Source organism: Nostoc sp. (assembly GCF_036917755.1).
Classification (GTDB): domain Bacteria; phylum Cyanobacteriota; class Cyanobacteriia; order Cyanobacteriales; family Nostocaceae; genus Nostoc.
On the sequence record NZ_JBALFC010000143.1, the window covers coordinates 1 to 15,834 of the forward strand.

At 43.7% G+C, this 15,834-nt stretch carries 18 protein-coding genes; 10 read left to right on the top strand and 8 right to left on the bottom strand.

Translation table 11 applies throughout. The annotated features are described in order from the left end of the window. Positions 1-304 precede the first annotated feature (304 nt). The 6 genes from nifH (at position 305) to V7L05_RS30130 (ending at position 6,740) form a co-directional block, all read left to right on the top strand. Positions 305-1,261 (top strand): nitrogenase iron protein, encoded by a 957-nt coding sequence (nifH, locus tag V7L05_RS30105; RefSeq protein WP_335169693.1) that lies wholly within the window; start codon positions 305-307, stop codon positions 1,259-1,261. A gap of 546 nt (positions 1,262-1,807) precedes the next feature. Further along, complete coding sequence (gene nifE, locus V7L05_RS30110) at positions 1,808-3,286, top strand: nitrogenase iron-molybdenum cofactor biosynthesis protein NifE (protein ID WP_335169695.1); 1,479 nt, start codon at positions 1,808-1,810, stop codon at positions 3,284-3,286. Continuing rightward, positions 3,286-4,596 (top strand): nitrogenase iron-molybdenum cofactor biosynthesis protein NifN, encoded by a 1,311-nt coding sequence (gene nifN, locus V7L05_RS30115; RefSeq protein ID WP_335169697.1) that lies wholly within the window; start codon positions 3,286-3,288, stop codon positions 4,594-4,596. The genes nifE and nifN overlap by 1 nt, the downstream gene beginning before the upstream one ends. 192 nt (positions 4,597-4,788) lie before the next feature. After that, the gene (locus tag V7L05_RS30120; protein ID WP_335169699.1) at positions 4,789-5,799 is read left to right on the top strand and encodes a type I restriction endonuclease; all 1,011 of its coding nucleotides are present in this window, start codon (positions 4,789-4,791) and stop codon (positions 5,797-5,799) included. A gap of 84 nt (positions 5,800-5,883) precedes the next feature. Then, entirely contained in the window at positions 5,884-6,252 is a 369-nt protein-coding gene (locus tag V7L05_RS30125) for a hypothetical protein (RefSeq protein ID WP_335169701.1), read from the top strand. 125 nt (positions 6,253-6,377) lie between these two features. Next, positions 6,378-6,740 (top strand): hypothetical protein, encoded by a 363-nt coding sequence (locus tag V7L05_RS30130; protein WP_335016957.1) that lies wholly within the window; start codon positions 6,378-6,380, stop codon positions 6,738-6,740. 47 nt (positions 6,741-6,787) lie between these two features. Here the strand turns inward: V7L05_RS30130 and V7L05_RS30135 are convergent, their stop codons facing one another. Beyond that, a complete protein-coding gene (locus V7L05_RS30135) occupies positions 6,788-6,931 on the bottom strand; it encodes a hypothetical protein (protein WP_335169792.1) in 144 nt (47 codons plus the stop codon). A gap of 174 nt (positions 6,932-7,105) precedes the next feature. Here V7L05_RS30135 and V7L05_RS30140 point away from each other — a divergent pair, with 174 nt between their 5' ends. Continuing rightward, positions 7,106-7,864 (top strand): HesA/MoeB/ThiF family protein, encoded by a 759-nt coding sequence (locus V7L05_RS30140; protein WP_335169703.1) that lies wholly within the window; start codon positions 7,106-7,108, stop codon positions 7,862-7,864. A 65-nt stretch (positions 7,865-7,929) separates the two neighbouring features. Here the strand turns inward: V7L05_RS30140 and V7L05_RS30145 are convergent, their stop codons facing one another. Then, the gene (locus tag V7L05_RS30145; RefSeq protein WP_094352220.1) at positions 7,930-8,139 is read right to left on the bottom strand and encodes a TOBE domain-containing protein; all 210 of its coding nucleotides are present in this window, start codon (positions 8,137-8,139) and stop codon (positions 7,930-7,932) included. Positions 8,140-8,314: 175 nt separating this feature from the next. Further along, positions 8,315-8,896 (bottom strand): hypothetical protein, encoded by a 582-nt coding sequence (locus V7L05_RS30150; RefSeq protein ID WP_335169704.1) that lies wholly within the window; start codon positions 8,894-8,896, stop codon positions 8,315-8,317. Between the two features lie 680 nt (positions 8,897-9,576). Between V7L05_RS30150 and V7L05_RS30155 the strand changes: the two genes are divergently transcribed. Next, complete coding sequence (locus V7L05_RS30155) at positions 9,577-11,166, top strand: glycoside hydrolase family 57 protein (protein WP_335169706.1); 1,590 nt, start codon at positions 9,577-9,579, stop codon at positions 11,164-11,166. Positions 11,167-11,305: 139 nt separating this feature from the next. Here V7L05_RS30155 and V7L05_RS30160 read toward each other — a convergent pair whose 3' ends face one another. Then, positions 11,306-11,692, bottom strand: coding sequence for a hypothetical protein (locus V7L05_RS30160; RefSeq protein ID WP_335169708.1), 387 nt, complete (start codon positions 11,690-11,692; stop codon positions 11,306-11,308). A 101-nt stretch (positions 11,693-11,793) separates the two neighbouring features. Here V7L05_RS30160 and V7L05_RS30165 point away from each other — a divergent pair, with 101 nt between their 5' ends. Both V7L05_RS30165 and V7L05_RS34900 read left to right on the top strand, forming a co-directional pair. Next, positions 11,794-11,922: a DUF6888 family protein gene (locus tag V7L05_RS30165; protein ID WP_335169710.1), complete on the top strand. Its 129-nt coding sequence runs from the start codon at positions 11,794-11,796 to the stop codon at positions 11,920-11,922. A 78-nt stretch (positions 11,923-12,000) separates the two neighbouring features. Continuing rightward, positions 12,001-12,108 (top strand): hypothetical protein, encoded by a 108-nt coding sequence (locus tag V7L05_RS34900; protein ID WP_442936998.1) that lies wholly within the window; start codon positions 12,001-12,003, stop codon positions 12,106-12,108. 82 nt (positions 12,109-12,190) lie between these two features. Here the strand turns inward: V7L05_RS34900 and V7L05_RS30170 are convergent, their stop codons facing one another. From V7L05_RS30170 to petA, 4 genes are all read right to left on the bottom strand, one after another. Further along, positions 12,191-12,898 carry a Uma2 family endonuclease gene (locus V7L05_RS30170; protein WP_335169712.1) on the bottom strand — a complete coding sequence of 236 codons (708 nt, stop codon included), beginning with the start codon at positions 12,896-12,898 and terminating at the stop codon, positions 12,191-12,193. Positions 12,899-13,132: 234 nt separating this feature from the next. Continuing rightward, entirely contained in the window at positions 13,133-13,303 is a 171-nt protein-coding gene (locus V7L05_RS30175) for a hypothetical protein (protein WP_335169714.1), read from the bottom strand. 235 nt (positions 13,304-13,538) lie between these two features. Then, positions 13,539-14,606 (bottom strand): SDR family oxidoreductase, encoded by a 1,068-nt coding sequence (locus V7L05_RS30180; protein WP_335169716.1) that lies wholly within the window; start codon positions 14,604-14,606, stop codon positions 13,539-13,541. Positions 14,607-14,731: 125 nt separating this feature from the next. Next, complete coding sequence (gene petA / locus V7L05_RS30185) at positions 14,732-15,736, bottom strand: cytochrome f (protein WP_335169718.1); 1,005 nt, start codon at positions 15,734-15,736, stop codon at positions 14,732-14,734. Positions 15,737-15,834: the final 98 nt, after the last annotated feature.

Genomic DNA, 15,834 nt, shown 5'->3' on the forward strand with positions numbered 1-15,834 from the left:
GTTTGCGGTTTAATCTGATTGCTGCTCTCTACAATTACGAGCTTTTTCTCCCCAAAATCAAATCTTCCTGAGTGACTTTTGCAAGAGGTCTAATGAAAACTGACCAAAACTTGAATATGTTCTTTCTTTCGGCTCTTTTTGCTGTAGAGCGTTGGCGAAGCCCGCCGTAGGCATGGCCTCCAACGACGTTCTACATAAGGTCACTGCTGTAATTTTACAGCGCGATCGCCTCCGGTAGGCACTTTGTGCCAACGCCTCATAAACCGACAGACCCACCAAACAAACAATTACAGGATTAATCATCATGTCCGACGGAAAAATTAGACAAATTGCTTTCTACGGTAAAGGTGGTATCGGTAAATCTACTACCTCCCAAAATACCCTCGCTTCTATGGCGGAAAAGGGTCAACGCATCTTGATTGTGGGTTGCGACCCCAAGGCTGACTCTACCCGATTGATTCTGCACTGTAAAGCCCAAACCACCGTGTTGCACTTAGCTGCTGAACGGGGCGCTGTGGAAGATATCGAACTCGAAGAAGTGGTAATCACTGGCTTCCGGGATATCAGATGCGTAGAATCTGGTGGGCCAGAACCTGGTGTAGGTTGCGCCGGTCGCGGTATCATCACCGCCATCAACTTCCTCGAAGAAAACGGCGCTTACGCAGACGTAGATTTCGTATCCTACGACGTATTGGGCGACGTTGTGTGCGGTGGTTTCGCCATGCCTATTCGTGAAGGTAAAGCCCAAGAAATCTACATCGTTACCTCCGGTGAAATGATGGCGATGTTTGCAGCTAACAACATTGCTCGTGGTGTTCTCAAGTACGCTCACACTGGTGGCGTGCGCTTGGGTGGGCTGATTTGTAACAGCCGTCAAACTGACCGGGAAGACGAACTGATTAGCACCTTAGCAGCCAGATTGAATACCCACATGATTCACTTCGTCCCGCGTGACAATATCGTGCAACACGCCGAGTTGCGCCGGATGACGGTGAACGAGTATGCGCCTGACAGCAAGCAAGCTAATGAATACCGCACATTAGCAGACAAGATTATCAACAATACAAATCTGACAGTTCCCACACCCATCGAGATGGATGAGCTAGAAGATTTGTTGATTGAGTTCGGCATCCTTGAAAGTGAAGAAAATGCTGCGAAAATGATTAGCCAAGCAGACGCTGCTAAAAAGCAAGAAGATGCTCAAGGCGAAGCACTAGAAGCACTGAAAAAAGGAAACGTCGAAATAGTTTCTGGTAGCTAAAAGAAGTAAGATTCTTGTTCCGACTCAGGTGCTAAATATAGAGTAAATATAAGGTGGGTGAGAATCGCCCACCTCTCACCGAAACAGTGCTGAGTAACGAGTGCTGAGTAAAAAGTAAAATTAACTAGGCTTAGGCATCAAATCAGTTCAGAGTAGCGAGTGCCTCGGCTGAGAGTGGGAAGATTCATAAGTACTACTTCTGACTCATTACTTCTTACTCAGGACTCAGCACTCATCACTCCTGAACAATCCTTGAAAATGGAGGTAATCAAATAGCTGATATTAACTTCTGTGTGTTTGCTCCTCACCGTGCTAACACTAATCAGCCAACGTGTACACGGCAACATTAATACTTTAATAGTCTAGTTCGTGTTTTTGTTTTCTCCTTCTCCAACCTAGTTGATGTTTATGTTTTAGGGGATGGAAAATTCTCTTTTTCATTCCCTTTTATTCCATGCTTTAGATATATTAATAAATGAAAGTCCGAAAAAAGCCTTTGGGAATTCAGTTAACACCTAACAACTTCTACCTATTGTCACCAAACAAATGAATCCCACCCCAGGAAAAATCAACGATTCATTCAGTGAGTCAAATTCCGAAGATGCTCCCCAGCAGCAAATACCAAAGAAAAAAAAGTCCTCCACACAATTACCCCAACCTGGAACTACTCAAGGGAGTTGTGCTTTTGATAGTGCAATGATTACCCTAGTACCAATCACCGATGCTGCTCATGTAGTTCACGGCCCAAGCGGCTGTGCTGCCAGTATTTGGGGAAGTTACAGCAGTCTCTCCTCTGGTTCAATGCTGTACAAGATACGCTTTACTAGCGACATCGATGAGAACGATATCATCTTCGGTGGAGCCAAAAAGCTGTACAAAGGCATTTTAGAATTAGAAAGACGCTACAAACCTGCGGCAGTATTTGTTTACTCGACTTGCATCACCGCCCTGATTGGGGATGACATTGAGGGAGTTTGCAAAAATGCCACCGAGAAAACAGGAATACCCACTATCCCTGTACATTGCCCTGGATTCATTGGCAACCAAAATTTGGGCAACCGTGTCGCTGGTGAAGCAATGCTTGAACATGTTATTGGAACAGCTGAACCAGATACTACTACACCCTATGACATCAACCTAATTGGTGAATACAACATTGCAGGTGCAATATGGAATGTTCTATCGTTATTGGAGAAATTACGTATCAGAGTTTTGGCAAAAATTACAGGCGATGCTGTCTACAAAGAAGTTTGCTATGCCCATCGTGCCAAGCTTAACGTGATCCTCTCCTCTAAAGCACTAATCAATATGGCAAAAGGGATGGAAAAAGAATATGGCATTCCCTATATTGAAGAGTCTATTTATGGTGTAGAGCAAATCAATCAGTGTTTAAGGAATATTGCCGCAAAATTGGGTAATTCTGATTTGCAGGAATCGACAGAAAAACTAATTGCAGAAGAAACTGCTGCAATAGATGAAAAACTCGCTCTTTATATCACCCGATTGCAAGATAAGCGCGTTATCCTTTCTACTGGGAGTTTCAAGAGTTGGTTAATTATCTTTACGGCTAAGAAATTGGGAATGGAAGTTATTGCTATTCTTACCAAGAATAATAGTGAGGAAGATAGAATTAGAGTCAAAAGTTTGCTGGGTCAAGATGGCATAATTCTAGAACAAAATAGTCCTGAAGAAATCCTACAGATAATTAACGAAAATCAAGCTGATATGTTAATTGCTGATAAACGCCATCAAGACACTTCTCTCACAGCTAGGATTCCATTCCTAGACATTAATCAAGAACGGAACCATCCCTATGCAGGCTATATGGGAATTTTAGAGATAGCACGAGAACTGTATGCCGCTTTTTACAACCCTGTGTGGGAGCAATTATGCCAGCCAGCCCCGTGGGAAGGAGATGGGGAAGCAGGGGGAGATGAGGGAGCAGGGGGAGATGAGGGAGAAATTACTTCCTCATCTTCCTCATCCCCCTCATCCCCCTCATCCCCTTTACAGGAGGACATTTGATGGCGATTATTAGCGTTACGAGTACATCAGTTGCAGTTAATCCCCTGAAGCAAAGCCAAACTGTGGGTGCAGTTTTAGCCTTTTTGGGATTGAAGGGAATCATGCCTTTACTACACGGTTCTCAAGGTTGCACTGCTTTGACTAAGGCAGTATTAGTACAGCATTTCCGTCAGGCGATTCCCCTTTCCAGTACAGCAATGACCGAAGTTGCAACCATTTTGGGTGGCGAGGAAAGGGTTGAACAAGCAATCTTGACTTTGGTGCAGAGATCCAAACCAGAAATTATCGGACTTTGTAGCACTGGACTCGTGGAAACCAGAGGTGATGACATGGGGCGTTTTGTTAAAGAGATTCGCCACCGTCACCCAGAACTGGATTATTTACCAATTGTGCTTGTCTCTACACCGGATTTCAAAGGTACATTACAGGATGGCTTTGCTGGTGCAGTTGAGAGTGTACTCAGGGAAATCCCTCAAAAAAGCTCCAAGCAAGACATTTATCCCACACAAATCACTATTTTGGCGAGTTCTGCCTTCACACCTGGGGATGTACAGGAAATCAAAGAGATTGTCACCTCTTTTGGACTTGTACCTATTGTTGTACCTGACCTTTCTGGTTCACTAGATGGTCATATAGAAGATTCTTCTAGTGCCATTACAGCTAATGGCACAAATGCAGCACAGTTGCGCTCAATTGGCAGTTCTGTATTCACTTTGGCACTAGGTGATAGTATGCGGGCTGGGGCGCAAATTTTGGATCAAAAATTCAATATACCCTATGAGGTATTTGGTGAACTGACGGGACTAGCAGCAGTAGATAAATTCCTGCAAGCTTTGGCGGATATCAGTGGTGTCAGCGTATCAGAGAAATACCGCCGTCAACGCCGTCAGTTACAATTTATGATGTTGGAAAATCACTTTTACTTTGGTTGCAAGCGAGTTTCTTTGGCGCTGGAACCAGATTTACTTTGGTCAACAGTTTCTTTTTTGCGATCGCTTGGAGTTGAAATTCACTCAGCAGTGACAACAACACGCTTTCCTCTGCTAGAAAAACTTCCGATTAAGAGCGTCACTATCGGCGATTTGGAAGACTTTGAGCAATTGGCGGTTGGGTCTGATTTACTAATTACCAACTCTCATGGAGTGGCGATCGCTCAACGCTTAAAAATTCCTCTCTATCGTCAAGGGATTCCCATTTTTGATCGCTTAGATCATGGTCAGTCTACCAAAGTTGGCTATCGAGGTACTATGCAACTTTTATTTGATATTGGCAACCTGTTTTTAGAGCAGGAAACAAAAGTTAAGCATTAATACACAGCCAATTCCAACTGCGATCGCAATATTACCAATAATATTGGTAATATGTAGCACAGGATACAATATTGCCGATCAAGTTTAGCTTTGATAATTAGTATCAAGCCGTATACGGCATCTGTGAATATACTAACCAATGTCAGCAAGCTCGTGCCTAGCTCCTGCATTGACTCAAATTAAGTCTTCTTCATGAATCCAGCACAGCTTAAAAAAACAACTGCCAAAGCGAGTCGTATTACAAGAAAACTTCGCCGCCGTTTTGACCTGAGACAATCTGCGATGCCTGCCGGAGAGGTACCCCTACTCAAAAGCCAGCCACGCGTTGGCAAAGCCTCTCTAAGAGTTGCGATGCCTGCGGCGGGCAAAGCCATCGCACCATATGCGCTCACTTGGTTCGAGGTTATTGGCTACACAGTTTTATTAGAGCCAGATATTGCTTTGGGTAAGCATCAGATCGGGCGGAGTAGTTATGGTGATGTGGTTTTGTCTCAGCGCCTCCATGACGCTTTGCAGAAAATTAACCCGAAAAAACCTGATGAGGCGATCGCCGCAGCTATGTATCAGGTTACTTGCATAGAGAGTTCCGACTTGCTGGAAAATAACCGTCGCTTTCACAAATTCTTGACCGATGGTGTACAAGTTGAATACCTGTATAACGAAGAAATAGTTCATGAGAAAGTGTGGCTCATTGATACGTCTAATCTACTGAAAAATGATTGGCTAGCTATTCATCCCTTGACTATAGTTGAGGGGAGTTATACTCACTGTCCTGATGTAGTTGTGTTTATCAATGGTTTACCCTTGGCAGTTATTGTCTCGATTCAGCCAAGTGATGAACAGGCCACTTTCAAAGCAGGTTATCAGCGAATTCAGACCTACATTGAACAGATACCGAAGCTGTTTGACTACAATACATTCCTAGTTATTACTTTTGGAAATCGGGCACGAGTCGGCACATTAACCTCAGACTGGCAGGAGTTTTTACCCTGGCGCACGATTGATGGCGAGGACTTTCCTGCCAAGGGCGCAACTGAATTAGAGGTGCTGATTCAAGGCATTTTTGACAAACGGCGTTTCCTTGAGCAAGTATTGCACTTGATAGTGTTTGAGGAGAATGAAACCAGCATTAGTAAAAAATTGCTTCGCCGACCTTTTTGTACTACACAGTATCCCAAAAAATCTTCGCGCCAAGGCTGGTAAATGCTGAGTTATCAGTGATTAGTAAAAAAACTAATTCACAATTAAAAATTCCCAATTGCTACTTTCAACATGAAAGTTATAACTATGAACACAAGTTGGTATGAACAAGAGCTAGTCAAAGAATTCAAAACGGTTATTGCTCATTCTTTCCCACAAGTCGAGGAATTGCTAAAACACTGTCATGTTAAACTCATCAAGTCTTATTGGGGAAGACCTCGTGTTCACTTTCTGCCATACTTCACAATTTATTGCCCTGACAATCTGATTGCTGCTGTCAAAGCCCAGATACCTGTACTCAGAGAAGTAGCAGAATATGCGGGATTGGTTGAGGTTGTCTGCCTAAATGCTACACATCTGCTGCGAGATCCGATGTCGAAGGTAAAGCAGACAGATCCGCGTTTGTGGTTAGAACTGCAATGGCTTGCAACACAAGAACAAGAACACTTACTATGAAAACCCGACTTTGGGTGCAACTACGAAAATGCTCGTCGCGCCATCTTTGAGCAGATGGCGTGATGAAAACATGCAGAATAATTGTATTTTTTTGACTAATAATTCCCAATCCCTAGTTATTTACTATGAATAAATTCCCCCTTCCCGCAGATGATTTGCCTCCAACTGGAGCACCTATACTTAACGAGTTATTCTACAGGCAACTAGAAGAAGCTACTTGCAGGCGATTTTATCAAGCCTGTGGCCCAATTATGCGAGTTTTATTATCAAATTGTCACTGGTATTTCAAGATAAATACTAGTCCTCTGATGTTACTCATTATCTGCTATGACATAGAAAGTTATCTGCATATAGTCGATGCTATTCCCCAGTTCATCAAAAAGCTGAAGCAGTTTTCCAACAAAGCCAAAATTCACCTTTTTTCACCAGATTATAAAGGAGAACCTTGGGAAATCGAGATTGAAGAAACATCAGATGATGAAGCCTAGTCAAACAGGTAAATGACGAAAATTTGGTATTAATCAAGGCAAGCTCACTATTCCATCAAAATTAAGCGCAGAGGATCTAAACGCACATACCAAGGAAAAGGTTCGTCTTTTATGGTTGCCCATTTTTCCTTGAAGACTTCTGCTTGCAGATGGTAATCCTGATGACTATTACTAAGGGAGCAGCAAGACATTCGCGACGCCGAATAGCCCGTCGTATACATCGCTATATTTGCACATAGCTCCCTTAATAGTGCCTGGAGCAAATACCAACTTTACAGGTAAAAATCAGAAAAGTGTATAGACAACTACAATACTTGCTACCAACTAGGTGGTAAATTTTACGACTGATAAAGAAGTAAAAAGCGATGAACTTAACACCCAGTGAGTTAGAACGCTATCACCGCCAAATGATGCTTCCCAATTTTGGAGAGGCAGCACAGAAGCGCTTAAAATCCGCAACAGTTTTGGTTACAGGTGTAGGGGGATTAGGCGGTACATCAGCGCTTTATTTGGCAGTAGCGGGTGTTGGGCGGTTAATCCTAGTTCGGGGTGGTGACTTACGGCTAGATGATATGAATCGTCAGGTTCTGATGACAAATGATTGGGTAGGTAAGCCAAGAGTATTCAAAGCCAGAGAAACTCTGCAAGCTATTAATCCTGATATTCGGGTGGAAGCAGTTCATGATTACGTTACAAAAGAGAATGTAGACTCTTTAGTGCAATCTGCTGATATAGCTGTTGATTGCGCCCACAATTTCACAGAGCGAAACTTGCTCAATGAGGCTTGCGTGCGCTGGCAAAAACCAATGGTGGAAGCTGCAATGGACGGAATGGAAGCTTACCTGACGACGATTATTCCTGGTGTCACTCCTTGTCTATCATGCTTGTTCCCAGAAAAGCCAGATTGGAATCAGCGTGGGTTCTCGGTTATCGGTGCTGTTTCTGGGACACTAGCTTGTCTTAGTGCATTAGAGGTAATAAAGCTGATTACTAAGTTTAGTCAACCCCTATTGTCACAACTGCTGACAATTGACTTGATGCGAATGGTATTTGCCAAACGAAATTCTTATCATGATCCTTCATGTCTGGTGTGTGGTAGCAGTCCTTGCTCGGAAAATTCGTAAATAGTTGGATAATCGTAGCGATCGCTTTATAAGCGGATCGCCACAACTTATCTATTCATTTCGAGCTATTCTGTAGCAATTATGACATCTGACGCTTTAATCACAGCGATCGCTTGTTTTCCCTCTTGAAGTTGGAGATGCTCTACCGACTCCTTGGTAATAATTGCAGTTACTTCCACCCCAGGCACAATTTCTAATATGACCTCAGAGTTGACTGCTCCTGGGTGAATTTTCTTAATAGTTCCTTTTAAGGAATTACGAGCGCTAACTTCCATATTTTGATCCTCCCTAGTTATAAAATAATTCTGAACTGATTAATACTAACAACTATGAGATTGTTGGATTCTCCTCATTTAGTGAGATATCTTCAGCCTTACAGAAGAACTTAGATATCAGACTGGTATTAGAAGATGAACTCTCGGTTGTAGGCATCTTTAATCAGACGGGTTTTCAGAAATATTTTGGTTTCAAAGGAGAAGCAGGAGCAGATAATATGAGGATATTTCTGACATTACTAACGTAACGACCTCCAGCTTTGTCACCTGGAACTACTAAACGAGCAAATCCTTCATCTCTTAAAGGCACAACTGTACCATCACTACCTTTTTTTGCATATGCAACTAGCACTGTTTTCCCTTCAAAGTTAGGTTGAATTTCACCAATAGCTACGACTGCACCATAGCAATCTGTGGCTTCAACTAGAACATATTGCCTCAGAAAAGAGTTTTTAGGATTTAAACCAGAATTCCCGGGTTTGAGACCACCTCCGGCTTTCGGATTATTAATCAATTCCCATAGAGGGACTCCATAGTATGTTTCTGTTTGTGGACCTGAGCCGGTTTGAAAACTCACAGTGATTTCAGTAACTAATGCTGGATTTTGCTTTTTTAAAGTATCTCGCAAATTTCTCAGGTTTTGCAAATTATATGTGGTTGGATTATTGAGTTCTCCACCCAAGCGAAAACTTTGCGAAAAACCTCCAAGACACTTATTTTTATCCCAGACAGATGGTATTTTTTCTTCTTTTCTCAAGGGAAGACCACTTCTGGAGTCAGCTAAAGTAGGCTGCCATAAAACCAGTATCGATAGTATTAAAGACGCAATGGGTATCGTGCGGGTAAAACGCATAAAACATTTCTCCGTTTACTATTGAATATTGAAAAAATTAGATAGTTTTACTCAAAGCTGTTTGCTCACCAAAAATTAGTTACGCTTAAATGGTGATTGCGCTCAGGTTTAAATTTAATTTTATACATAATTAGTCAGTATTTATTACGTATAGTTTTAATACGCATTTTTATTTTCGATTGAAGCTATCATACCAACTTGGTTGGAAAAAATCAATTCAACTACGTAATTAAACGCTGACTTTATCAAAACTTTAAGTAAAAAGTTTTTTTATCTTGATGAAATTACGCATCTGGTAAGACTTCAGGAGTAACTACGACTGTGGTGCTTTTGCGATGCCTACGGCGAGGGAAGCGATCGCAACCCAAACTCGATTAAGTTGGCGATCGCCTCTATTCTGCTCTAAAATACTTACCTAAACTTAAGCTAAAGCTTAAGAATAGTGATTTCTTCCCCCTTCCACCTCCCCAGATATTGAAAACTGCTCTAAAACTATTCTTACGATCCCCATAAAGTCTTAAAATATTGTTGATTTCTGCCCAACCTCTCGACCTTCAACTTACAAGTATCACCCCAAAATCACTATGGCTATCGGCTACGTCGCGCTTGTACTCCACGCACATCTGCCCTTCGTTCGTCACCCGGAAAGCGACTACGTGCTGGAGGAAGAATGGCTCTATGAAGCCATCACAGAAACCTACATCCCCTTATTGAAAGTATTTGAAGGCTTAAAGCGAGACGGTATCGACTTTAAAATCACGATGAGTATGACACCACCTCTAGTGTCGATGCTTCGTGATCCTCTGCTTCAAGAACGCTATGAAGCACACTTAGCTCAACTAGAAGAACTTATACAACTGGAAGCAGAACATAATGTCAATAACGGGCATCTTCGTTATTTAGCCGAACATTACACTACTGAGTTTAGCGAAGCGCGTCAGCTATGGAAACGCTACAACGGTGACTTGGTGACAGCTTTTAAGAAGTTCCAAGACAGTAACAACCTGGAAATCATCACTTGCGGCGCTACTCACGGCTATTTGCCATTGATGAAAATGTATCCAGAAGCAGTGTGGGCGCAAATCCAGGTAGCCTGCGAACATTACGAGCAAACCTTTGGACAAGCACCCAGAGGCATTTGGTTGCCGGAATGCGCCTACTATGAAGGTTTAGACCGGATGCTAGCGGATGCTGGGTTACGCTACTTCCTCACTGATGGGCATGGCATCCTTTACGCCCGTCCCCGTCCGCGCTTTGGCACTTATGCCCCAATTTATACAGAAAGTGGTGTTGCTGTCTTTGGTCGAGATCATGAATCTTCCCAACAGGTATGGTCTTCTGAGGTGGGCTATCCTGGGGCGGCGGAATATCGAGAATTTTATAAAGATTTGGGCTGGGAAGCAGAATATGAGTACATCAAGCCCTACATCATGCCCAATGGTCAGCGAAAAAATACGGGGATTAAGTATCATAAAATTACTGGACGCGGTTTAGGACTTTCAGATAAGGCGCTTTACGATCCCTATTGGGCTAAAGAAAAGGCAGCAGAACACGCTGCTAACTTTATGTATAACCGAGAGCGGCAATCGGAGAATCTTTATGCTCTAATGGGGCGATCGCCAATTATCGTTTCGCCTTATGACGCAGAGTTATTTGGACATTGGTGGTATGAAGGCCCCTGGTTCATCGATTACCTATTCCGCAAGTCGTGGTATGACCAAGGAACATATCAAATGACCCATTTAGCAGATTATTTGCGAGATCAGCCAACTCAGCAAGTCTGTCGTCCTTCGCAGTCAAGTTGGGGTTTCAAGGGTTTTCACGAGTATTGGTTGAACGAAACGAACGCGTGGGTTTATCCGCATTTGCATAAAGCTGCTGAACGGATGATTGAAATCTCGCACCTGGAACCAGAGGATGAGTTGGGATGGAGAGCATTGAACCAAGCAGCGCGGGAATTATTATTAGCACAATCTTCTGACTGGGCATTTATTATGCGGACGGGAACTATGGTACCCTATGCAGTCAGACGGACGCGATCGCACCTGATGCGATTCAATAAGCTCTACGAAGACGTGAAAATCGGCAAAATTGACAGTGGTTGGCTAGAAAAAGTCGAGTTAATGGATAATATTTTCCCCGAAATCAACTATCGCGTCTACCGTCCGTTGTAGTAGTAGGGTGGGCAATGCCCACCTTCTAGGGGGTATCATTATTTGCCACGCCAAATCAAACCTTTTGAAGTCCCGAATGCAGCTTTTTACAAACATCCTGCCTCAATGCCCAATAGCCCCACAATTTTAAAACATCCTGTTAGGGACTACAACTAATGGATTGAATACCATTAGTTGAAACTAAAACATCTACTTTGTATTCTGCTGGGCATGTTTCAACTGAGTTACCTTTTATAAGTTTGATTTCCTGTGAAAGTCGGCAACTTTTAAACTGTGCTTTATCATCAAAAGATATAGATTTTTCGGCTTGGCACTCAAAATTAGATAACCCGGAACTGGGGCTGGAAACCTGTACATTTATATCTTGGCCAAGAATGCAACTTGCCAACGAACCATTTTCATAATTACTAATTGTCCCAGCTTCACATACAACTGACGCTTGAGCAGGTAGAGAAACAGCAAAATTGATTGAAAATAAACCTAAAGAAGAAGTTAAAACTGCCAAAACTTTAGACGATAATTTCATAAAAAATACTGATTAGTAGAATAAAAGCTGTTAGTTCATTTATATTTGATTGCTCTTAAACACTGATACAGCAAAGATACTGATCTTACTTTAAAGTTTCTGTGAACAGTTTAGCTATCCGCTTATTTCGATTTGACGGCAAAACCGGAGAAGTTTACATTCTATCTGCCGAAGAACTGCAAATTATTGTTTATCGCAATGGCGAATGGGATTTTGTCAATGAACCATAATTATGAGCAAATGAGTTTTACAGAGTTGAGAGCTTACGTCGTGGAAACCGCGAAGACATTGAAGCTCTACGTTTTTTGATGAGCAAACGTGACCCTAATTCTAAAGGCTATCCTATGCCTGTGACAGAAGCTGATATGCAAGCTCAGATGGAAATAATTCGGCGTAAGATTAATGGAGAACTTTGAGATTATTGTCTAATGCAGTAAGCATAATTAGGATGGGTAAATCATACTCACCCGATTATTTTATTAACACTGTCGGATTTAGCTAAAGGCTATCTGGATCAATATTTAATTCTCGAAGTTTAGCAGCTAATCTTTGCGCCTTTTCTTCCGTTTGCTGTCGAGCCTCCTCTGCGGCTTGTCGTGCTGCTGCTTCCTCTTCATGAGTTAGGAGTGTTTGATTCCTAGCTGGATTGTAAAAACGCAGTTTTCCTGCTTCCAGGCGCAACTCTAGCCCCAAAACTTCACTGAGTAGGGATACTGTACCATCTGGCAAGGTATTAGTTGCCACTGGGAAATAATTCCCATCGACCAAGTGTAAACCCTGGAGTTGAGGATTGAGATAATCGCCTGTGGGGTCATATTGGAAATATTCACGCACTCCCAAAAAGGCGTAAATTCCTTTCTTTGCCCCTTGGTCTTTGCTGCGAGTGCTTTTTGAGGTAATCTCTAGAACAAAATCTGGGGTTTGATTATTTTCTTCCCAGGTTTTGTAAGAGCGTCTGTCACGGTTTTCCACTCCAAAGACCACAAATACATCTGGTGCGACAACCGATTCTGGATAACCTTTTTCGTAGTAAATAAATAGATTACCAGCGACGTATATATCTGGGTGATTTTGGAAATAAATTTCCAGCACAGTGGTAGCGTATACGAGATACTTGCGCTGTAAATCACCTTCGGCTATCGGCTTACCGTCCTCATCTGGGTACTCAATCGTGGTAACAGGGATATACTCTACTGAGGCTGTCATGGTCGGATACCTCAACTCAACTATGGCTAGATTCAATAATATCGCTCAAAATCCGATCGCCATGACTGGGAGGCTGAGAAATCACCAAAAATTCTAAATCGCGTAGGCATAGCCCGTCGTAGACATCGCTGGTAATAAGTACTCATCTTTCTTCAAAGTTAAGCATCGTTGCCCATTATTTAATTTCATAGATAATTACCGTAAATTGCCAACCATTACAAGTAAATGCAGCCATTAATCTATAACTACATCAGCCAGCAAATCATCCGTTTCATCGCTCATTTCTTGAGTATAAGGAACAAGTTTAGAAGGGTTCTGCATAGCATCCTTGATCAGAAAGTCAAGAAAAAGGCTTATAATAATTCCTTCATCTTCATTAGCCTCATAAACATTCTCGGTTTCCATAAGTTAATATAAATATTTTTGACTAAGTACATATATTTATTGCCGAAGGGAATTTGGATATAAATTAGGACTTACGCACTTTACATATTGACCATAATATCGATGGTTAGCTTGTTAAGCTAAAAGTCTTACCCTGCCTCGTTCCCAGGCTCTGTCTGGGAATGCGACCATAAGGCTCTGCCTCCCGTCAACAGCCTAGGCAGAGCCTCCCACAAGAGCATCATCCACCGAGGTTCTACGGAATCAACCGATCTGCGCGTAGTTGCTCGAACAGGTCAAAAAACGACTCGTCCGTTTTCTGGTATATGGAGAAGCCGAGTTTGCGGCTCTTCGACATGTCGGTCATGACCTCAATCGGACGCCCAAGATCAAGATCAGTGTGCCATGCAGACGATAAACGGCTCAGATCCGGCTCGGCGAGGCCATGCTGCTTTGCGATCTCGCGCCAGACAGCACCTTCATTCGCCATTTCGGCTTCGAGCGAGTGGGTTGTGCCGTCGAAGCCGATGGGATCGATGCCGAACCAGTCAGCCAGCCGTCCCCACAACCATATCCAGCGGAAGATGTCGCCATTGACGACGTTAAACGCCTCGTTGTGGGCCGCTTCGGTCTTCGCCGCCCAGACTAGGTGCTTCGCCAGCACCCGCGCGTCGGTCATGTCGGAGATGCCCTTCCACTGCGCTTCAGAACCTGGCCAGCGGAACGGACGCCCGGTTTCCTTGCAGATCGCGGCATACACGGCCAGCGTCGTGCCGAGGTTCATCAAATTGCCGACCGCCTTTCCAATGACAGTGTGAGGGCGATGAATGCTCCAGGTGAAACCGTCACGGGCTGCGGCGGCATAGACCTCATCTTCCTGAGCATAATAGAAATTTTCGACATCGAGCCGGGGATGCTCCTCGCGCAATGGAGTTTCTGGCAGCGATCCGCTCCTGGCGTATGCATCGAATGGCCCGAGATAGTGCTTGAGGCCGGTGACAAGGGCCACGTGCTGCACTGAGTCCTTCGGTGACAGAACATCCAGCAGATTGCGAACCATCGTGCCGTTGACCCTGACGTTCTCGGCCTCGGTCGCATTACGCATCCACGTCGTGATGAAGATGTGCGTCGGGGCGATGTCTAACAGCGCAGTTTTCAGGCTAGCTAGATCGAGCAGATCGGCAGCAACAGGGCGTAACCCTTCCACCCCTTTTTTAAGATTTCGGGCCAAGCCATAGGTCGTCCATCCATTCGCGATCAGTTCTCTCGCAAGATTGCTGCCGATGATGCCGCTCGCGCCCACAACTAAGGCTGTCCCATCCATGTCGTGTCTCCAGTAGGGAAATTTTCTATAGCAATCCTAAGCCGCAAATTTCCAGGCTTCGTGTAACTAACGTTAAAAAAGACAGGCAAGATGCCTGTCCTACAAGTAATAATTTAGCAAAGAATTTAGAAATTCATCTCAGCAGCTTGAACTTTCTCAACCTGCTTCTTCTTCAGCACCAGCATAACTTGGGCTAACATCACAAGAGCGATGAACGCAATCATCCATTTGACTCTAGAGGGGTCTTGCAATACGATTTCTGCATCTTTTTGACCGAATCCACCGACAACGTTCGGGTTGTTGGTCAAAGCATCACCAGTTTTAACTGCTTGCCCTTCGGAAACAATTAGTTCTGGCCCTAAAGGAATCGGATCAACGACAACATCACCAGATTCGGGTTGAATGTTGACTAGATATTTGACGTTACCATCTGCATCTTCCTCTTTGGCAATCTTGGTAATTGTGCCAGTAGCGGAAGCGTTGTAAACAGTGTTGTTGCTCTTTTCGCCAGTGGGATAAACTTGTCCGCGTCCCCGATTACCACCTACGTGAACTGAATATTTACCGAAGTGGATATTCTTGTCGGTTGCGGGGTTGGGAGAAAGAACTGGGAAGACGATTTCCTGATACTGTTCACCGGGTAAAGGCCCGACGATGACGATGTTTTCTTTGTCTTCGCTGTAGGGTTGGAAGGAAGTGTCGCCAACTTCTTCTTTAAGTTCCTCGGAAAGACGGTCTTCAGGAGCAATCTTAAAGCCTTCAGGTAGCATCAGTACTGCACCGACGTTCAAGCCAACCTTGGAACCGTCAGCACCAACTTGCTGGGCGCCCAGATCGTAAGGGATTTTCACCACAGCTTTGAATACAGTGTCAGGTAGCACCGATTGGGGAACTTCCACTTCTGTAACCTTGGCTGCTAGGTGGCAGTTGGCACAAACAATCCGCCCGGTTGGTTCGCGGGGGCTTTCGGGATAGGTTTGCTGTGCCCAAAAGGGATAGGCGGCAGCAGATTGGGGAAGAGCTAGATCGCTGGTGAAGTAAAATGTCACAGTAGCGATCGCTATGAGCAATGTTTTGACGATCGCTCTAGCACTGCGAGTTAACCTCGCTGTTAAGAAAACATTTCTCATCTCTAATAAGGACAACGATTGAATTAGTCATTAGTCATTGGTCATTGGGCATTGGGCATTGGGCATTGGGCATTGGTTATTCTCCCAACTTCCTCACT

Excerpts from the sequence above, each read along its gene's own strand:
- V7L05_RS30145 (WP_094352220.1), bottom strand. The coding sequence starts at position 8,139 with ATGGAAGTTAGCGCTCGTAATTCCTTAAAAGGAACTATTAAGAAAATT.
- petA (WP_335169718.1), bottom strand. The coding sequence starts at position 15,736 with ATGAGAAATGTTTTCTTAACAGCGAGGTTAACTCGCAGTGCTAGAGCG.
- V7L05_RS30140 (WP_335169703.1), top strand. The coding sequence starts at position 7,106 with ATGAACTTAACACCCAGTGAGTTAGAACGCTATCACCGCCAAATGATG.
- V7L05_RS34900 (WP_442936998.1), top strand. The coding sequence starts at position 12,001 with ATGAGCAAACGTGACCCTAATTCTAAAGGCTATCCTATGCCTGTGACA.
- V7L05_RS30180 (WP_335169716.1), bottom strand. The coding sequence starts at position 14,606 with ATGGATGGGACAGCCTTAGTTGTGGGCGCGAGCGGCATCATCGGCAGC.
- nifN (WP_335169697.1), top strand. The coding sequence starts at position 3,286 with ATGGCGATTATTAGCGTTACGAGTACATCAGTTGCAGTTAATCCCCTG.
- V7L05_RS30135 (WP_335169792.1), bottom strand. The coding sequence starts at position 6,931 with ATGTCTTGCTGCTCCCTTAGTAATAGTCATCAGGATTACCATCTGCAA.
- V7L05_RS30175 (WP_335169714.1), bottom strand. The coding sequence starts at position 13,303 with ATGGAAACCGAGAATGTTTATGAGGCTAATGAAGATGAAGGAATTATT.
- V7L05_RS30125 (WP_335169701.1), top strand. The coding sequence starts at position 5,884 with ATGAACACAAGTTGGTATGAACAAGAGCTAGTCAAAGAATTCAAAACG.
- nifE (WP_335169695.1), top strand. The coding sequence starts at position 1,808 with ATGAATCCCACCCCAGGAAAAATCAACGATTCATTCAGTGAGTCAAAT.
- V7L05_RS30170 (WP_335169712.1), bottom strand. The coding sequence starts at position 12,898 with ATGACAGCCTCAGTAGAGTATATCCCTGTTACCACGATTGAGTACCCA.
- V7L05_RS30160 (WP_335169708.1), bottom strand. The coding sequence starts at position 11,692 with ATGAAATTATCGTCTAAAGTTTTGGCAGTTTTAACTTCTTCTTTAGGT.
- nifH (WP_335169693.1), top strand. The coding sequence starts at position 305 with ATGTCCGACGGAAAAATTAGACAAATTGCTTTCTACGGTAAAGGTGGT.
- V7L05_RS30120 (WP_335169699.1), top strand. The coding sequence starts at position 4,789 with ATGAATCCAGCACAGCTTAAAAAAACAACTGCCAAAGCGAGTCGTATT.
- V7L05_RS30130 (WP_335016957.1), top strand. The coding sequence starts at position 6,378 with ATGAATAAATTCCCCCTTCCCGCAGATGATTTGCCTCCAACTGGAGCA.
- V7L05_RS30155 (WP_335169706.1), top strand. The coding sequence starts at position 9,577 with ATGGCTATCGGCTACGTCGCGCTTGTACTCCACGCACATCTGCCCTTC.